This is a genomic window from Tolypothrix tenuis PCC 7101 (assembly GCF_963874875.1).
In the GTDB taxonomy this organism is placed as follows: Bacteria; Cyanobacteriota; Cyanobacteriia; order Cyanobacteriales; family Nostocaceae; genus Aulosira; species Aulosira tenue.
Genome location: NZ_CAWNJS010000001.1, coordinates 3,301,429 through 3,318,396, shown reverse-complemented (window position 1 = coordinate 3,318,396; position 16,968 = coordinate 3,301,429). Strand labels below are relative to the sequence as shown.

The window sequence follows — 16,968 nt, the reverse complement described above, 5'->3', positions numbered from 1 at the left end:
GCAGTGAACAAGCATCTATGTTCCAGAGGATGATTAATTAATGAGGCAGCACGGATATCATTGGTTAAAATCAGTGAAAAGTTACAGCAAACAAGCATTGCTGTCATTGTTAGTTGGTGTTGTGGTCTCAGTTGCGGTTGTTATACTCTGGCAAAAATTATTAACACAAGAAAAAAACAATGTCGAGCAACTGATTCAACAGCAAGCGATCGCAGTGCAAACTCAAGTGACTAACCAACTACAAAGTCGCATTCAAGCATTGCAGCGGATGAGAAAGCACTGGCAAATTGGTGGTGTGGCTGCACAACAGGAATGGGAAGTGGATGCAGCCGCCTATGTGCATGACTTTACAGGGTATCAAGCGATCGCATGGGTAGATTCAGCATTTCGGGTACAGCGAATTGTGCCTTTAGCTGGGAATGAAGCGCTACAAAATCTCGACCTTAGTCAGCAACCCCAACAACTAACTGCACTAAAAACTGCTCGCGATCGCCGCCAAATTATTTTCACGAAAACTGTCGATGTCTCTCCTGGTAAGAAAGGATTTTTTGTATATCTACCTATCTTTCAAGAAGATAAGTTTGAGGGATTAATCGTCGCTGTTGTGCAGATTCAACCTTTTTTAGAATCATTTGTCAATTTGCCATCAGGTTACAAACTGAAGGTATTTGATGGTCAGGAGTTGATTTACAGCCACGATTTACAACTACCAGAGCTATTGTCTTGGCAAACAGAACAAAAGGTAGAATTTTATGGGTTGAACTGGCGAATTAAGGTTGATCCTACCTCCGATTTATTAACCAACTTGCATTCGCCAATCCCAGAAATTCTTTTGTTTGCTGGCTTATGGCTAGCTGGCGCAATGAGCTTATTAGTTTATTTTGCTCAAGTTGCTATGTTGAGCAATCGTCAGATTGCAATCATCAATCAAGAACTAGCGCTGAAAATTCTGGAGCAAAATCAAGCAAAAGCAATACTCAAAGAAAAAGAAGAACGTTGGCAATTAGCACTACAAGGAAATAATGATGGTATTTGGGACTGGAACCTCAAAACCAATGAAGTCTTTTTCTCTGTGCGCTGGAAAGAAATGTTGGGGTATCAAGACCACGAAATTTCTCATAATTTGGATGAATGGTCAAAACGAGTGCATCCAGAGGATTTACCAGATGTAACGCAGGTTGTTCATGACCATTTTGCGAAAAAAACTCCTTTTTACATAACCGAATATCGAATGCTATGTAAGGACGGAAGTTATAAATGGATTCTGGATCGGGGAAAAGCGCTTTGGGATGAAGCCGGAAATGTCATGCGGATGGTGGGTTCTCACACCGACATTAGCGAACGCAAACAAATCGAAGCCGCCTTAAAAGAAAGCGAAGGGCGATTTCGCATTATGGCAGATAGTGCGCCTGTATTGTTATGGGTGGTTGATACTGAAGGAAATAGTACCTTTTTTAACCAAACTTGGTTAAATTTCACCGGATGCACCCTAGAAGAAGAACTCAAGGATGGCTGGGCAAAGGGAATACATCCTGATGACTTAAAAAACACTTTTAATACCTATTGGACTGCATTTAATGCTCGTCAACCCTTTAAGATGGAGTACCGTTTGCGTCGTGCTGACGGTGAGTACCGTTGGATTTTAGACACAGGTATACCACGCTTTCATACTGATGGTGGCTTTGCTGGATATATCGGTTCTTGTGTTGATATCAGCGATGTTTACAACGAGCTGCGCTTACGTAAACTTGCGGAAGAAGCTCTGCAAAAACAATTACAACATACCCTACTACTGGAAAAAATCACCCAAGAAATTCGCCATAGTCTAGATAGCCAAGAAATATTTGAAACAGCTGCTACTCAAATTGGCAAAGTATTTGTTGTTGATCGTTGTTTGATTCACTCTTACATGAGTGAGCCTATACCGCAAATTCCCGTAGTTGCAGAGTATGTTGTACCTGATTATACATCCATGCTCGATATGGAGATTGCCATTGATGATCATCCCTATATTCAGCAGATCATTGCTCAAGATCGAGCGATCGCTTCTCCTAATGTCTACACTGATCCGTTAATCCAAGCCTCTAACCTCAACTGCGAAGCCACAGGACTAAAATCCCTGCTTTCTGTCCGCACTTCCTATCAAGGACAACCGAACGGCGGCATTAGCTTATATCAATACAGTCATGTTCGGCAATGGAATCAGGAAGAAATTGAATTATTTGAAGCCGTTGCTGCACAATTAGGTATCGCTTTAGCACAGGCTCACCTTTTAGAACAAGAAACTCGCCAGCGAGAAGAACTGACATTAAAAAACTTTGCCCTAGAGCAAGCAAAACGGCAAGCAGAAGCCGCTAACCGCGCCAAGAGCGAGTTTTTAGCGATGATGAGCCATGAAATTCGCACACCGATGAATGCTGTGATCGGTTTGACAGGCTTGCTGCTAGATATGAAAATTACTCCCCAGCAACAAGAATTTTTAGAAATTATTCGCAGCAGTAGCGATACTTTACTTGCCATCATCAATGATATTTTGGATTTCTCGAAGATTGAATCTGGCAAATTAGACTTGGAGAGAAATGCTTTCAAGTTAGATAAATGTATTGAAGAAGCTTTAGATTTACTTGCGCCGCAAGCTAATGCCAAAGGCATCAATTTAGCCTATTTGATGGAAAGCCACACCCCAAACACAATTATGGGGGATATCACCAGAGTCCGACAAACTTTAATCAATCTGTTGGGTAATGCAGTCAAATTTACAGAAGCAGGGGAAGTTGTAGTTTATGTCACAGCCCAACAGTTAATCAGTCCCCAAGAATACCAAATTCAATTTGCTGTTAAAGATACAGGTATTGGCATTCCTAAAGATAGAATGGAGCGACTTTTTAAGCCTTTTAGCCAAGTTGATGCCTCCATGACTCGCCAATATGGGGGTACAGGATTAGGTTTAGCCATCAGCAAGCGCTTAAGTGAATTTATGGGCGGTACCATGTGGGTACAAAGCGAGGTGGGAGTCGGTTCAACCTTTTATTTCACCATAGTGGCACAAGCAGTTTCCAGTTCGGAAAAATTTGAACTTGATATTGTGCAGCCAAATTTATCGAGCAAAAAACTGTTAATAGTAGATTGCAACCAAACTAATCGCCAAATTATTACCCTGCAAGCCTCAAACTGGGGTATGGAAGTGTGTGCAGCAACCTCAGGCTGGCAAGCATTGGAATATATTACCTCTGGGGAAAAATTTGATTTAGCTATTTTGGATATGCAGCTGCCACAAATGAATGCTTCAACTCTAGCAGCAAAAATTCACTCTTTACCAGGCTGTCAAGATTTACCCCTAGTGTTGCTCAGTTCTGTGGGAGAATTACCCAACTCAGAACAGCCAGCAACATCAAACTTTGTCGGTGTTCTGAATAAACCAATTAAGCGATCGCATCTTTTAGATCTCTGCATTCGCATCTTCGCCGGACAAAAGACTTCTGTTTTACCTGTGCAATCTTCGCTACCGCAAGTCTTTGATTCTAAATTGAGTCAACAATTACCCTTAAGTATTTTATTAGTCGAAGATATCGCTTTTAACCAAAAGGTAGCTTTAAAAATGTTAGAGCGCTTAGGTTATCGGGCTGATGTCGTCAATAATGGTCTAGAAGCACTCTCAGCTTTGCACCGACAAGCTTACGATCTAGTCTTTATGGATGTACAAATGCCAGAAATGGATGGACTAGAGACAACGCGCCAGATTCGTCAAGAATGCGTGGTTCAAAGCCAACCTTGGATTATTGCTATGACAGCTCATGCTATGCAAGGTGACAAAGAAGAGTGTCTCAGCGCTGGAATGAATGACTACATTACTAAACCAATTCGTGCTGAGACTCTTGTTCAAGCTTTCGACAACTATAAAATCTTACATTTATCGAAGATTAATCAATATATTAATAATTCAGAAATCCAGACTTTTGCCCAACCAGAAACTAGTTCTCAGACAACTCTTTTACCCGCTATCGATAATACAACTTTTCAATCTTTAAAAGAGTTAGCAATTGATGATCCTGACCTTTTAGTAGAGATAATTGAATGTTATTTAGACGACACACCACAAAAGCTATTAGCAATTTCTCAGGCAGTTGAGCAACAAGATACTTTAGCAATTCGCCAAATTGCTCATTCTTTAATATCAGCCAGTTTGACAATTGGTGCTGTCATTTTTGCTCAATTATGTAGAAAAATAGAAACAATTGGTATAGCTGATAGTATGGATCATGCTGCTCATGTAGTCGAGCAACTTAAAATAGAGCATCAAAGGGTAAGAGAAGCTTTGGAATTGGAAAGAATTGGTAATGGGTAATTGGTAATGGGTAATTGGTAATGGGTAATTGGTAATTGGTGTTTCTTACTTCTCCCCTGCTCCCTGCCCCCTGCCCCTCTGCCTTTTACTTATTCTCCTTTTTACCTAATAAAGGCAGTACTTTCTTTTTTAATAGCTCAATTAAAGCGGGTTCCATATATTCATATTCATCGGGAATATCTAAACAAATTATTCGCTTGTTCTTAAGAAAAGGCTGAAAATTCTTGGCTAGCTTTTGTTTATGTGACTTTTCCATGACAAAAATTATATCCGCCCAGGCGATCGCTTCTGTGGAGACAGGGACTTCAGCATAACGATCCAGCCCTGCTGAGTCGGTTTCTAGTTCTTCATATTCTGCAAAAATCACTTCGGCTGTGGGGCTTCGTAACCGATTCTGACTACATAAAAATAAAAGTTTTTGCATTATTAATTAAGATTTATAAAAACAAAAGTGTGCTTAGTAGATTGAGCGATCGCACCCAATTGACATGGGGTAGCAATACACGATACATCATGAGTCAATCATTAAATTTTGAAAGATGCAAAGTTCCTTTAATTTTCAGTTTTATCAGCATCAGGGGGGATGAATATGGATGCTAGTTTGATCATATCCAACATCCTAAATCCGCCCATCCTGTTTTTCTTTTTGGGGATGACAGCTGTTTTTGTCAAGTCTGATTTAGAAATTCCGCCGCCTGTACCCAAACTATTTTCGCTATACCTGCTATTTGCGATTGGTTTTAAAGGCGGAGTAGAATTGATTAAAAGTGGCATCACTCAAGAAGTCGTTTTGACGCTCTTGGCAGCGATGTTGATGGCTTGTTTTGTCCCGATTTACACCTTTTTTATCTTAAAACTCAAGCTGGATACTTACGATGCTGCCGCGATCGCTGCAACTTATGGTTCTATCAGTGCTGTCACCTTCATCACCGCCAGTGCCTTTTTAAGCGAGCTTGGTATTACTTTTGATGGCTACATGGTAGCAGCTTTAGCTCTCATGGAATCTCCGGCCATCATTGTTGGTCTGATCCTGGTGAATATATTCACAGTAGATGAGAAGCGAGAATTTTCTTGGTCAGAAGTGTTACAAGAAGCATTTCTTAATAGTTCCGTTTTTCTGTTGGTAGGTAGCCTGGTGATTGGTGTTTTGACAGGAGAACATGGTTGGCACGTTTTAGAACCTTTCACCCAAGGAATGTTTTATGGTGTTCTCACCTTCTTTTTATTAGATATGGGATTAGTCGCCGCCAGAAGAATTAAAGACTTGCAAAAAACCGGACTTTTTCTGATTTTATTTGCCATACTAATTCCCATAGTCAATGCAGGCATTGGATTGGCAATTTCCAAATTCATTGGTATGCCTCGCGGAGATGCCTTACTATTTGCTGTTTTGTGTGCCAGTGCTTCTTACATTGCTGTTCCCGCAGCCATGCGGATGACTGTTCCAGAGGCCAACCCTAGCCTGTACGTTTCTACAGCTTTAGCAGTCACATTCCCGTTCAATATTATTGTGGGTATTCCGTTATACCTGTACGGAATTAACCTGTTGTGGAGGTAATAATATGCACCTAGTTAAAAAAATAGAAATTATCGCCAACTCCGTTGAACTTGCCAAAATATTAGATGGTTTAGACAAGTCAGGTGTACATGGTCATGCTGTAATCCGGGGCGTTGCGGGCAAAGGATTACGAGGGGGAGCAGAAGATTTAGATATGACAATGCTTGATAATGTCTATATCATCGCCTTTTGTATGCCCGAGCAACTCAAGCCTGTGGTGGAAAATATTAGACCACTGCTTAACAAATTTGGTGGTACTTGTTACATCTCCGATGTCATGGAAATTCGCTCTATGAAATGTGTTGCATCGTTATGAAGCATTCTCTACAACGTCGTGACATTTTGCGGCTAGGAATCACTGGCGCATTGGGGGTGATGGTATCTACCCATGACTTACTTTGGCAAGTTCCACAGGCTCAAGCCGCAGAAAAGCCTCAACCCCTCAGCCCCGATGAAGCATTGCAAAAGCTACTTGAGGGAAATCAACGCTTTGTCGAACATCAACCCCAATACCCCGACCAATCAGCAGCGCGGTTGCAGGAAGTAGCGCAAGCACAACATCCCTTTGCAACCATCCTCACTTGTGCAGATTCACGAGTACCTGTAGAAATTCTGTTCGATCAAGGTGTCGGAGATATCTTTGATATCCGGATTGCGGGGAATATTGCCACACCAGAAGCCCGTGGCAGTATTGAATATGCTGTAACCCTGTTAGGCTCACCCTTACTGATGGTACTGGGACATGAGCGTTGCGGAGCCGTTACCGCCGCCGTGCAAAATGAAGTACTACTAGGTGATATTAGTACCTTTGTCAAAGCCATTAAGCCAGCCGTCGCTAGAGTGAAAAATCAGCCAGGTGACCCAGTAGAGAACGCTGTCGTCGCCAATGTGCAATATCAAATTGAACGCTTAAAGCGATCGCGTCTTTTAAAGGAAAGCTTACAATCTGGCAAACTCAAAATTGTGGGAGGTCGTTACGATTTAGATACAGGCAAGGTAAGTATTATCGCTTAGGGCGGAAATTTGCCGTCTGGTACAGCGTGGAAGCACTACAATCAATAAAAGGACATTGTTCACTAGCTACCCCACTTTACCCATGACGGCAACATTAATTCAGAGTCCTGAGATTGGGTACGAGAAAATTTAGCAATCTAACTGTATAGAACATGGCGTTGCTAGCTGCGATCAAAGTTGAAATACCGCAGAACTAAGAAATATTCACCAAGCGATTGTCTGTAAGTTTTCAACCTCCTGAAAGTGAGCATCGCGTGTTACTAAGGTCAAATTATATTGGAGTGTGAGTGCTGCAATCCAAATATCATTTTCTGGTAAGGGACGACCTTTGAAACGTAACTTATGTTTCACCTCACCATAATATCTGGCCGTTTCTGTATTACATTCAATTACAGTATTATTAGCAATAAATTCATCAATACGTTGTAAATTTTCTTTTGCTCGCCCTGATTTTCTTGCACCATAAAATAACTCACCCACTGCAATACTGGGAATAAATACTTCATCTGCTTGTGCAAGGCTATTTTTAACCTCTACTTCATTTGCGAAGAGAGCAATAATGATATTAGTGTCTAATAAATATCTACCACTCATCGGTATCCACTTGCTCACAGCCTTGTTCAATTGCTTCGCTAATTAGCTGTAAATCTTCTGCTGGTATTGCACCCGCAAAACTTAGTAATTGCCAACCGGGTACACCTTGAATTTTGGAACTTGCTAAGGAGCGTGCAAACTCAAGTACTTGCGATTGTAAGTCTTGGGGCATCACTTTCAGTTGTTCAATTACCTGATCGAGGATAGATGTATCCATCTTGTTTTCCTACAAAACATCATAAGTTTATTCTACGTGAAGTTACCTTGGCTTTGGATAAGTGCTGCGATCGCATCACACAACCAGAAATTAGCTGCATTTACCCAATGTCGATTAACTCCTCTTTCCCAACATTTAAAATTGCCATTGCCGCTGACGCTTTGTAGCTTCCTTGGTTTGAATAAAATTTAGCTATTCTCAGAGGTTAGCTAATATGTCATCCTGTGAACACAACAATCCCAATTGTATGGGAGTATATGGAATCTGCTTTGAAACGATAATGCCTAAAAATATGGTAACTCTTCCTAAATACAGAGAGGAAATACCTGTTCAATTTGGAGTTCGTATTACTAATCAAGCATCAATACCCTATCGCTTTGACTTACCTTTTATTTTGCCTGAAATATTAGATCCTCATGGACAGGCTATGCACAGGTCTTTAAATAAAAACGCAACCAGAGAGGTAGAAAATTCAGATATACCGATAATCATACCCGGAGAAAGTTTTGATTTTTTAATGGATGCTAAATTTGATTGGTACGGTGAAAATTATCTACGGTTTCTAGGCAATGCCATTTATGGAGGTATTTGGATTTTTTGGTACAGTCAGCCTGGTAAATATCAAGTTAGGTTCACCTATGAAAATCAATTGCCAAACAAGAGAATGCTTATATTAAAAGAAGGGTGGGCTGAAATTGATGGATTCTGGATAGGGAAACTGATATCACAATTTGCAGATTTAATTCTTTTTTCAGAGTAACAAAAGAGAAATTAATTATTGGATTAGGCTGTTTACTTTTAATACAAAAATCAGCCAAGAGGTCTAAGTTTTTCAGACTTCTTGACTGCGATTCCTTTTATATTTGCTATTGTACAGACTGTTTCAGCGTTAAACCATCTCCGATGATGTTTGCACTACCGGCTGCGGCTGTGGCTGGAACATGAACAAGGAGTAAACCACATCTCGGCGGATGTTGACCATCATATCCAAGAACAGTTCATAACCTTCGCTCTTGTACTCAATTAATGGGTCTTTTTGACCATAACCACGCAATCCTACAGATTCGCGCAGTGCATCCATTTGTTGTAGGTGTTCCCGCCACAGGGTATCAATGCGTTGCAAAATGAAAAAGCGTTCAGCTTGGCGCATTAATCCAGGCTGAATTTGGTCAATTTGGGCTTCTTTGAGGTCGTAGGCAATTCTTACCTGTTCGTGGAGGAAGGCTTTAATTTCAGCTACCGCCATATCTTCTAACTGATTTGGCTGCATATCTCCCAACAAATAGACAAATTCCTTGACTTTATCCACCAACTTTTCTAATTCCCACTCTTCTGAGGGCAAATCGACGTTGATGTAATAGTCAACGATTTCGCTCATTGTTTTTTCGGCGTAGGTAATCACCTGTTCTTTCAGGTCTTGACCTTCTAGTACCCGGCGGCGTTCGGCGTAGATGGCGCGACGTTGGTTGTTCATCACTTCGTCGTACTCAAATACCTGCTTCCGGATGTCGTAGTAGTAGGTTTCGACTTTTTTCTGTGCGCCTTCCAAACTGCGAGTCAGCATTCCGGATTCAATGGGCATATCTTCTTCGACGTTGAAGGCGTTCATTAAACCAGCAACGCGATCGCCACCAAAGATCCGCAGTAAGTTATCTTCTAAACTGAGGAAGAATCTGGTAGAACCAGGGTCACCTTGTCTACCTGCACGTCCGCGCAATTGGTTGTCAATCCGCCGGGATTCGTGACGTTCTGTACCAATTACGTGCAATCCACCTAGTTCCACAACTTCTTCATGTTCGCGGTGGGTGAATTGTTCGTATTCGTGCTTCACAAGGTTGTATGCAGCCCGCAATTTTTGAATTACAGGGTCATCAATGGGGGCTTTTTCGGCGGCTACAGCTACTTTTTCTTCGGCTTCTAATTCTGGTAAACTGCGATCGCCATATTCCCGCACTGCCAAATCTACAGCTTCTTTTAATTGCTGTTCGGCTTCTTTGGATAACTGAGTGGGGAAAATTTCTGGAGAAGCGCGCCAGGTTTTAACTTTTTTCCCAGGGACAAAGCCTTGTCCGCCACCGCTTCCTGTTGGTAAACCAGATGCTCTTTGTACGCCAAAGGTGTCTTCATCTTCTGGCTGCACAATCCGGGGCATAAAATATTCCCGCAGCTTCAGACGAGCCATGTATTCGGAGTTACCACCCAGGATGATATCTGTACCTCTACCAGCCATGTTGGTGGCGATAGTTACAGCCCCTTTGCGCCCTGCCTGAGCCACAATTTCCGCTTCCCGTTCTACGTTTTCGGGTCTTGCGTTGAGTAACTCGTGGGGGATTTCCATCTGCTTCAGCAGTTGGCTGAGATACTCAGATTTTTCTACGCTGGTGGTGCCGACTAATACAGGCCTACCCAGTTCGTGCATTTCTCCACATTCGCGGGCGATCGCTTGCCATTTGCCTGGTTCTGTCTTAAAGACCATATCAGACAAATCTTGCCGTCTTCTAATCCGGTTGGTAGGAATAATGGTGACTTCAAGCTTGTAGATTTTTTCAAACTCAGCTTCTTCTGTCTTGGCTGTTCCAGTCATTCCACCCAGTTTGGGATACAGCAAGAACAGGTTTTGATAGGTAATTGTTGCTAATGTTTGAGTTTCTGGCTGAATTTCTACGTGTTCTTTGGCTTCAATAGCTTGGTGCAGACCGTCACTCCAACGTCTTCCCGGAAGCACCCGTCCGGTAAATTCATCAACAATCACTACTTCGCCATTGCGGACGATATAGTTGACATCCTTCAGGAACAGTTCTTTGGCTTTAATCGCATTAAACACAAAGTGCGCCCAAGGGTCTTCTGGGTCAAATAAATCGGTTACACCCAAAAGGTTTTCGGCTTCCGCAAAGCCTTCATCAGTCAACAGCACGTTCCGCGCTTTTTCATCTACCTCATAATGCTCATCTTTTTTGAGAGCAAAGGAGATTTCAGCTGCTTGTAAATATTTCTCGGTAGGTCTTTCTACCTGTCCAGAAATAATCAGCGGTGTCCGCGCTTCATCTACTAAAATTGAGTCTACTTCGTCGATAACGCAGTAATTGAATGGGCGCTGCACCACATCTGCCATTGACGTGGCCATATTATCCCGGAGGTAATCAAAACCTATCTCACTATTAGTGACATAAGTAATATCACAGTCATAATTTTTCTGACGCTCACTGGGAATCATGTTCGCCTGAATTAGACCTACACTCAATCCCAGGAAGCGATGCACCTGACCCATCCATTCCGCGTCCCGACGCGCCAGGTAATCGTTCACGGTAATAACATGTACACCTTTACCAGTCAGTGCATTTAAATAACTTGGCAAAGTCGCCACCAGGGTTTTACCTTCCCCAGTCTTCATTTCCGCGATTTGCCCACTGTGCAGAATAATACCACCCAACATCTGCACATCAAAGTGCCGCAGGCCTAAAACTCGCCGTCCTGCTTCCCGAACCACGGCAAAAGCTTCTGGCAGAATATCATCAAGGGTTTCCCCTTTGGCAAGCCGCTGTCTAAACTCGCCTGTTTTGCCTTTTAACTCCTCATCGGAAAGCGCTTTAATATCTTCCTCTAAGAGGTTAATTTCCGTAACGTAAGGTTGGTATTTTTTAAGTTTACGAGCGTTGGGATCGCCCAACAAAGTTTTTAGCATGGCAGGTTATGGCACTAAATAGAGGGGGATGGGAATTAAAGTTTCGGCAATAGATTATAAAAATTTAACCCAACCCAGCGATTTTGGTTGTTGATGGGTATGAAATGAGAATTAACTCACAAACAGCAAAAACGCTGGCCAATCAGTTTACTAAATGATTGGTTTTATTTCATATCTTATTGTTAGAACTCTATTCATAGTATCATTTCACCCCTGACTGAGGCAGAGAACGCCCACCATGCTCAAGTAGCGATTTCACCCATGTTGGGGAATGGGGAATGGGTAATTGGTAATTGGTAATTGTTCTTTCTCCCTCATCCCCCTCATCCCCCTCATCCCCCTCATGCGTTCATCCTTCTTCACTATCAAAATCAGCTAAAATATTGCGGATTTCGTTTGCAGCAATGTCTTCTTGGTCAGATTTGGAATAAATCGTTAATAGCAAAATACTTGTGGGTGACTCAAGTTGATAGATGAGGCGGTATCCAGCACTTTTACCCTTTTGAATATTACTGTTGCGAACTCTCACCTTGTAAACAACATACTCCTCACCAAGACCGCTAATCCTGTCTCCTACAACATTTCCCTGTTATAGTTCCTCGATAATGGGTTGAACATCAGAGCGAATATTGCGAAATCTTTTAGATAGGTTACGCAAGTTTTGTTTATATTCAGGAGTTAAATCGATAAATACCGATGGCTGTTCATTCGGCATCAATACCCTCCCACATTTGGGATAATGGTAGACGTTCTCCTGCTTTTGCTTGCTTTAAGGCTCTCCTCAAGCTGGCTTTAATTTCCTCAACTGGTGTATCGTCAGGGTCAAGTTCTTCTGGTTCTGCTGGTTCTGGAACCAATACAATTACCCGCACCTGATGAGGATAGTTTGTTCCTTGAATTGGCTCATCTAAAATTAGGTTTCCTTGAGCGTCAATCTTACCAGTCACTTCGATCGCTTTCATCTGCCAAGCCACCTTATTTTTGTTGCAGATCCTAACACGCCTAAATCCAGCCAAGAGCCAAGCCTTGTAGAGACGCGATTCATCGCGTCTTTACTCAAAAGTCATTTATCCGCCTTTTCCCCAATCCCCTCACGGCGAATTCTCCATTTCTGGACTCAACTGACGGAAATTGAAATCTGCGGCGCTGGGGTGACAGCTAACACAGCTATTAATTTGTACAGGACGTTGTAGCTTGACTTTAGGATGCAACGCTTTGAAATAACGTGAATTGTTGACGCGATAGGGTGTTTCTTCGTCTTTGCGTTGCGGACGGGAAAAAGTTTGCAGATACCGCCAAACTAAAACGCGGGGTGGATCGATTAAAGGCTGTAGTTGCGCGCCGTAGTGCTGTGAGTCTTCTAGGAGGCTTTTCCAAGTTTGACTGGGTAAAACTTCTGGTGGTATAGGGATGTGACAAGTTGAGCAGTTTTCTACATATAATTCTTGCCCCAGTTTGTATTGTGCAGGTACTACGTCAACTGTACCCACTTGTGATGTCGGGGTAGCACCTTGGACGTTGCTAGCTAAGGCTAACAGCCAACCCATAGCTAAACTCCATGCCAATACTACCAAGAGTAAACCCAAAGGTCGGCGTTTAAATTGGCGATCGCGGACTTTCCGCTTCACAAGATTTGACATTCCTCACATTCCCCAATAGTTAAATTAAGCGCTGATCTCACTGTATGGCTCGACGCTCAAATTTTTGCATATGTTCTCCCTGTCTGTGAGATATAGATGATTGAGGGCGAAATTTATATTACTGCTATTTAAGGAATTGCCATGAAATACCATGTTAAATCTCTTACCGTCTTTACTTTAATACTTTCTTTAATTTGCCCGATCGCAGCAGCAGCTAATAACCGTCCATCGCTCAAAAATACTTTAGCCCAATCCACAACCGCGAACAATCGCCAAGCCCAAGCTAATCGGCTGTTACAGCAAGGAATTAAACAAGCGAATACTAAACAGCTAGATGCTGCATTGCAATCTTTACAACAAGCATTAAATATTTATCAACAAATTAAAGATTTGGCGGGACAAGGTCAAACTCTACAAAAATTAGGTGATGTTTATGCTGCCAAAAAAGATAGTAGCAAAGCCATTGCTGCTTATGAGAAAAGTTTGGTAATTGCGAGGCAAATTAATAACCGAGATTTAGAAGCTAGAAATCTGCTGAATTTAGGTGTGGTATACAACAGCCTCAAGAAATATGATCAAGCGTTGGAGTTTCTACCCCAGAGTTGGCAAATCGCCCAGAATATCAACAGCCGGGAGTTGCAGTTGCAGTCTTTAATTCAGTTGTTTGAAGCTTATCAGGCTCAAGGTAATACTGCCAAAGTGCAAGAATATCAACAGCAATTAGCTACTAAATTTGGCGATGTAATTAAATATGTAGTAGCATTTCAATCTTATAGCCAAATAGCTGTATTGACCGAACAAAAACAATACCAAAAAGCTATTGAACTTGGGCAGCAGGTACTCGAGTTTTTTCAAACCAATAAACTTAATAGTGATGATAGTCAATTATTAATCAGTTTATCTGGTATTAACGATGCATCAATTAAACCAGAATTACTACAAAAAACGCTGCAGTTAGCAGTAATGGTACAACTAATTCAAACCTATGATGCTGTAGCTGACTATCCCAAAATTATCCAGATTGGGGAACAGTTGCTTGCATCTGTACGTAATCTCAATGAAGATGAGTGGACAATACTAGCTAATATTTCTGGTCAGCAACAAAGTAATTCATTAGCAGAATTTAAGAAATTATCAGAAATGGGTGTTTTGTGGTTACTAGCAAAATCACATGATATTTCTGGAGAATACAATAAAGCTATTCCCTTGGCGCAACAAGCAATCCAAATATCGCGGGAACTGAAAAATCTAGAGTATGAAGCTAATGGATTACTAACTCTAGCTAGTGCTTCTAAATCGCTAGCTGTAACTGATGCAGAACATCGCCAGGTTTTGGAATTAGCCGAGCAAGCTTTGACAATTGCCAAAAACATCAAAAATCCAGAGATTGAATCAGATGCTTTAAATGCGATCGCGGAGATTTACAGTAATGTAGATGAATATCAAAAAACGATTGAGTTTGCTTCTAAAAGTTTAGAACTTGCTAAAAAAAGTCAAAATCCGGCTGCGACGGTCAAACCTTTATTGACATTATCTAGCACTTATATCAGTTTAGGAAACTACCAAAAATCTAGCGAATTATCTCAAGAAGCATTAACTATTGCTCGCAAGATTAAGCAAATTCCTATAATTGAAGCCACATCTATGTTGTATTGGACTTTTAATCAGTTTATTCAAGGAGACTATCAAAAGACTATTGCTTCATCGCAAGAAGGGTTAAATTTAGTACCTCAGATTAACATCCCCTATTACCAACAACAATTTTCGATGTTGAATAATCTATTTTTAGGTATTGGGTATGGGGGATTAAACGATAACCAAAAAGCCCTAGACTACATTCAAAAAAGCGTACAAATAGCGAGAAATGCTCAAGATGCTCAATCAGAAGCGCAAATGCTGGTATATCTAGGCGGGTTTTATCGAAGGGCGAAACAATACCAGCAAGGAATTGATGCATATAACCAAGCTAATACTATTGCAGATAAATTAAACTATTCTGGCAATCGAGCTATTTTATATGCAGGTTTAGCAAGAATTTACCGCGATTTAAAGCAACAAACAACTGCGATTGCTTATTATCAAAAGTCAATTAATGATATTGAGAAAGTTAGGGAGAAAAATCGGGGGCTTTCACGAGACTTACAAACATCTTTTCTGCAATCTGTGCAAGATGCGGATCGGACGAATATTGCTGATATCTATCGTGAATATGCAAACTTATTACTGTCTCAAAATCGCAGTTTAGAAGCTAGCCAAGTTTTAGAACTGTTGAAGGTACAAGAGTTAAGCGAATTTACCAATAATAACAGAGTTGCGAATCTTCCCAAGCCAATGGGTCAAACTCCTACTGAAGCCAAATTGATTAAAAATTATGGGAGTTTGATTGCATTTGGACAAAAATTTGATGAATGTCAAAAGAATAATTGTGTAGAGAAAACGAAATTAGCAGATGAACGAGATGCTTTGATTTCTGAGTTTAATCAGAAAATTCAAAATTTAGAGAAAAATGTGCGCGATCGCCTCTCGAAAGACCGAGGTAATCTTGATACCCAAGACCTGAGAAGTATAGGTAAGAAAATTGTCGAATCGCAACCAGGAACAGTGTTAATGAATGTGTTTGTGGTGGAAGATAAAACTTGGTTGTTGTGGGTATCGAAAGGAGGTGTGGTTAAAAGTGTAGAAGTCTCTGTAGGTGAGCAAAAAATTAGAGAGACAGTCAATAAATTCCGTAAATTGCTGCAAAATCCTAGTTCTGATATTAATGAAGTCAAAGCAACCGGGAAGCAATTATATGACTGGTTAATTAAACCAGTAGAACCAGAATTAAAAGCTAATAAAATTGAAAATTTGGTATTTTCTTTGGATCGTGCGGCACGTTATATACCTATCAGTGCGTTATTTGATGGTAAGCAATATCTAGTAGAAAACTATAATATTTCTACAGTTCTCTCTGCTGGCTTAACAGATACAGATTCGCGTCTTCCGGCTGGAACCGCCAATACCAAAGTTTTAGGCTTAGGTTTATCTAAAGCTGTACCCGGATTTAATGCTTTACCTAATGTCCCCGCCGAATTAGATGCAATTATTCGCCAAAAACCGACTGATAAAAATGGAATTTATCCTGGTCAAGAATATCTAAATCAGGCATTTGATTATCGGACTTTACGCGATAATTTGAAAGGCCATAATATTTTACATATTGCTACACATGGTGTATTTGTCCCAGGAAAACAAGATGATTCTTATTTAGTCTTAGGGACTGGGGAAAAATTACCGATTCCGAAAATTGATAATTTGGAAGATTTAAGTGATGTGCATTTGGTAGTGCTTTCTGCTTGTGAAACGGCACTAGGTGAAACAGCAAAAGATGGATTAGAAATTCCTGGTGTCAGCTTTTATTTTCTCAACCGTCGTGCGAAGGCTGTTATGGCTTCTTTATGGCTGGTAGATGATGCTAGCACTAGTTTACTAATGCAGCAATTTTATGCAAATTTAGCTAAAGATAACCACCCAACAAAAGCCCAAGCTTTACGCCAAGCCCAACTGAGTTTATTGCGTAGTAATAATTCTGCAAACAGCAATGTTGAACGAGGTGCAATTAATGTGGAAGCAGTACCAGGCGCACCTATAACACCAAAAAGAAATCTTACTAACTTTACACATCCATATTATTGGGCACCATTTATTTTGATGGGTAATGGCTGGTAAGAAATTAAATTGAAATTTTTCGTAGTGTGCGTTAGGTGTAAAGCGTAACGCACGAAAAGCATTGTTATAGGTCAATACGCTTGGGTTAAGCTGATTAGCGATTGATTTGTCAGTTATTCAAGAAACCAGAAGAATTGGGGGAGAATCCCCCAAACCCCCGATTGGGTGACGGTTGCGTCCCCAAACCCCCTCCAAAAGTATTGTTGTGTT

At 41.1% G+C, this 16,968-nt stretch carries 12 protein-coding genes and 1 pseudogene; 6 read left to right on the top strand and 7 right to left on the bottom strand.

The genetic code is table 11. From position 1 onward, the window contains the following. The first annotated feature begins 40 nt into the window (after window positions 1-40). Window positions 41-4,345: a PAS domain-containing protein gene (locus AACU25_RS13515; protein ID WP_096576416.1), complete on the top strand. Its 4,305-nt coding sequence runs from the start codon at window positions 41-43 to the stop codon at window positions 4,343-4,345. 85 nt (window positions 4,346-4,430) lie between these two features. On the opposite strand, the gene AACU25_RS13510 is transcribed toward AACU25_RS13515, so the two are convergent. Continuing rightward, the gene (locus AACU25_RS13510) at window positions 4,431-4,769 is read right to left on the bottom strand and encodes a low molecular weight protein tyrosine phosphatase family protein (RefSeq protein WP_096576414.1); all 339 of its coding nucleotides are present in this window, start codon (window positions 4,767-4,769) and stop codon (window positions 4,431-4,433) included. A 165-nt stretch (window positions 4,770-4,934) separates the two neighbouring features. Between AACU25_RS13510 and AACU25_RS13505 the strand changes: the two genes are divergently transcribed. Genes AACU25_RS13505 through AACU25_RS13495 form a run of 3 tightly spaced genes read left to right on the top strand, consistent with a single transcriptional unit; the run spans window position 4,935 to window position 6,917 of the window. Continuing rightward, window positions 4,935-5,903 (top strand): sodium-dependent bicarbonate transport family permease, encoded by a 969-nt coding sequence (locus AACU25_RS13505; RefSeq protein ID WP_096576412.1) that lies wholly within the window; start codon window positions 4,935-4,937, stop codon window positions 5,901-5,903. Window positions 5,904-5,907: 4 nt separating this feature from the next. After that, window positions 5,908-6,219: a P-II family nitrogen regulator gene (locus AACU25_RS13500; RefSeq protein ID WP_096576410.1), complete on the top strand. Its 312-nt coding sequence runs from the start codon at window positions 5,908-5,910 to the stop codon at window positions 6,217-6,219. Continuing rightward, window positions 6,216-6,917, top strand: coding sequence for a carbonic anhydrase (locus tag AACU25_RS13495; protein ID WP_096576408.1), 702 nt, complete (start codon window positions 6,216-6,218; stop codon window positions 6,915-6,917). Before AACU25_RS13500 ends, AACU25_RS13495 begins: the two co-directional genes overlap by 4 nt. Before the next feature lie 204 nt (window positions 6,918-7,121). On the opposite strand, the gene AACU25_RS13490 is transcribed toward AACU25_RS13495, so the two are convergent. Together AACU25_RS13490 and AACU25_RS13485 are read right to left on the bottom strand one after the other, a co-directional pair. Continuing rightward, on the bottom strand, window positions 7,122-7,511 hold the full coding sequence (locus AACU25_RS13490) for a type II toxin-antitoxin system VapC family toxin (RefSeq protein WP_096576406.1): 390 nt from the start codon (window positions 7,509-7,511) through the stop codon (window positions 7,122-7,124). Beyond that, window positions 7,501-7,728 (bottom strand): hypothetical protein, encoded by a 228-nt coding sequence (locus AACU25_RS13485; RefSeq protein ID WP_096576404.1) that lies wholly within the window; start codon window positions 7,726-7,728, stop codon window positions 7,501-7,503. The genes AACU25_RS13490 and AACU25_RS13485 overlap by 11 nt, the downstream gene beginning before the upstream one ends. Before the next feature lie 280 nt (window positions 7,729-8,008). Here AACU25_RS13485 and AACU25_RS13480 point away from each other — a divergent pair, with 280 nt between their 5' ends. Continuing rightward, complete coding sequence (locus tag AACU25_RS13480; RefSeq protein WP_190445899.1) at window positions 8,009-8,488, top strand: hypothetical protein; 480 nt, start codon at window positions 8,009-8,011, stop codon at window positions 8,486-8,488. Between the two features lie 129 nt (window positions 8,489-8,617). On the opposite strand, the gene secA is transcribed toward AACU25_RS13480, so the two are convergent. From secA to AACU25_RS13460, 4 genes and pseudogenes are all read right to left on the bottom strand, one after another. Continuing rightward, the gene (secA, locus tag AACU25_RS13475) at window positions 8,618-11,410 is read right to left on the bottom strand and encodes a preprotein translocase subunit SecA (protein ID WP_096576400.1); all 2,793 of its coding nucleotides are present in this window, start codon (window positions 11,408-11,410) and stop codon (window positions 8,618-8,620) included. 349 nt (window positions 11,411-11,759) lie between these two features. Beyond that, window positions 11,760-12,125, bottom strand: a pseudogene (locus AACU25_RS13470) (type II toxin-antitoxin system RelE/ParE family toxin). Next, window positions 12,115-12,372, bottom strand: coding sequence for a type II toxin-antitoxin system RelN family antitoxin (locus AACU25_RS13465; protein ID WP_096583728.1), 258 nt, complete (start codon window positions 12,370-12,372; stop codon window positions 12,115-12,117). Before AACU25_RS13465 ends, AACU25_RS13470 begins: the two are co-directional and overlap by 11 nt. 129 nt (window positions 12,373-12,501) lie before the next feature. Further along, complete coding sequence (locus AACU25_RS13460) at window positions 12,502-13,050, bottom strand: cytochrome C (protein ID WP_096576399.1); 549 nt, start codon at window positions 13,048-13,050, stop codon at window positions 12,502-12,504. Between the two features lie 141 nt (window positions 13,051-13,191). Between AACU25_RS13460 and AACU25_RS13455 the strand changes: the two genes are divergently transcribed. Next, entirely contained in the window at window positions 13,192-16,758 is a 3,567-nt protein-coding gene (locus AACU25_RS13455) for a CHAT domain-containing protein (protein WP_096576397.1), read from the top strand. Window positions 16,759-16,968: the final 210 nt, after the last annotated feature.

Bases quoted from the DNA above. Each gene is read 5' to 3' on its own strand.
- AACU25_RS13515 (WP_096576416.1), top strand. From the start codon at position 41: ATGAGGCAGCACGGATATCATTGGTTAAAATCAGTGAAAAGTTACAGC.
- AACU25_RS13510 (WP_096576414.1), bottom strand. From the start codon at position 4,769: ATGCAAAAACTTTTATTTTTATGTAGTCAGAATCGGTTACGAAGCCCC.
- AACU25_RS13505 (WP_096576412.1), top strand. From the start codon at position 4,935: ATGGATGCTAGTTTGATCATATCCAACATCCTAAATCCGCCCATCCTG.
- AACU25_RS13500 (WP_096576410.1), top strand. From the start codon at position 5,908: ATGCACCTAGTTAAAAAAATAGAAATTATCGCCAACTCCGTTGAACTT.
- AACU25_RS13495 (WP_096576408.1), top strand. From the start codon at position 6,216: ATGAAGCATTCTCTACAACGTCGTGACATTTTGCGGCTAGGAATCACT.
- AACU25_RS13490 (WP_096576406.1), bottom strand. From the start codon at position 7,511: ATGAGTGGTAGATATTTATTAGACACTAATATCATTATTGCTCTCTTC.
- AACU25_RS13485 (WP_096576404.1), bottom strand. From the start codon at position 7,728: ATGGATACATCTATCCTCGATCAGGTAATTGAACAACTGAAAGTGATG.
- AACU25_RS13480 (WP_190445899.1), top strand. From the start codon at position 8,009: ATGCCTAAAAATATGGTAACTCTTCCTAAATACAGAGAGGAAATACCT.
- secA (WP_096576400.1), bottom strand. From the start codon at position 11,410: ATGCTAAAAACTTTGTTGGGCGATCCCAACGCTCGTAAACTTAAAAAA.
- AACU25_RS13465 (WP_096583728.1), bottom strand. From the start codon at position 12,372: ATGAAAGCGATCGAAGTGACTGGTAAGATTGACGCTCAAGGAAACCTA.
- AACU25_RS13460 (WP_096576399.1), bottom strand. From the start codon at position 13,050: ATGTCAAATCTTGTGAAGCGGAAAGTCCGCGATCGCCAATTTAAACGC.
- AACU25_RS13455 (WP_096576397.1), top strand. From the start codon at position 13,192: ATGAAATACCATGTTAAATCTCTTACCGTCTTTACTTTAATACTTTCT.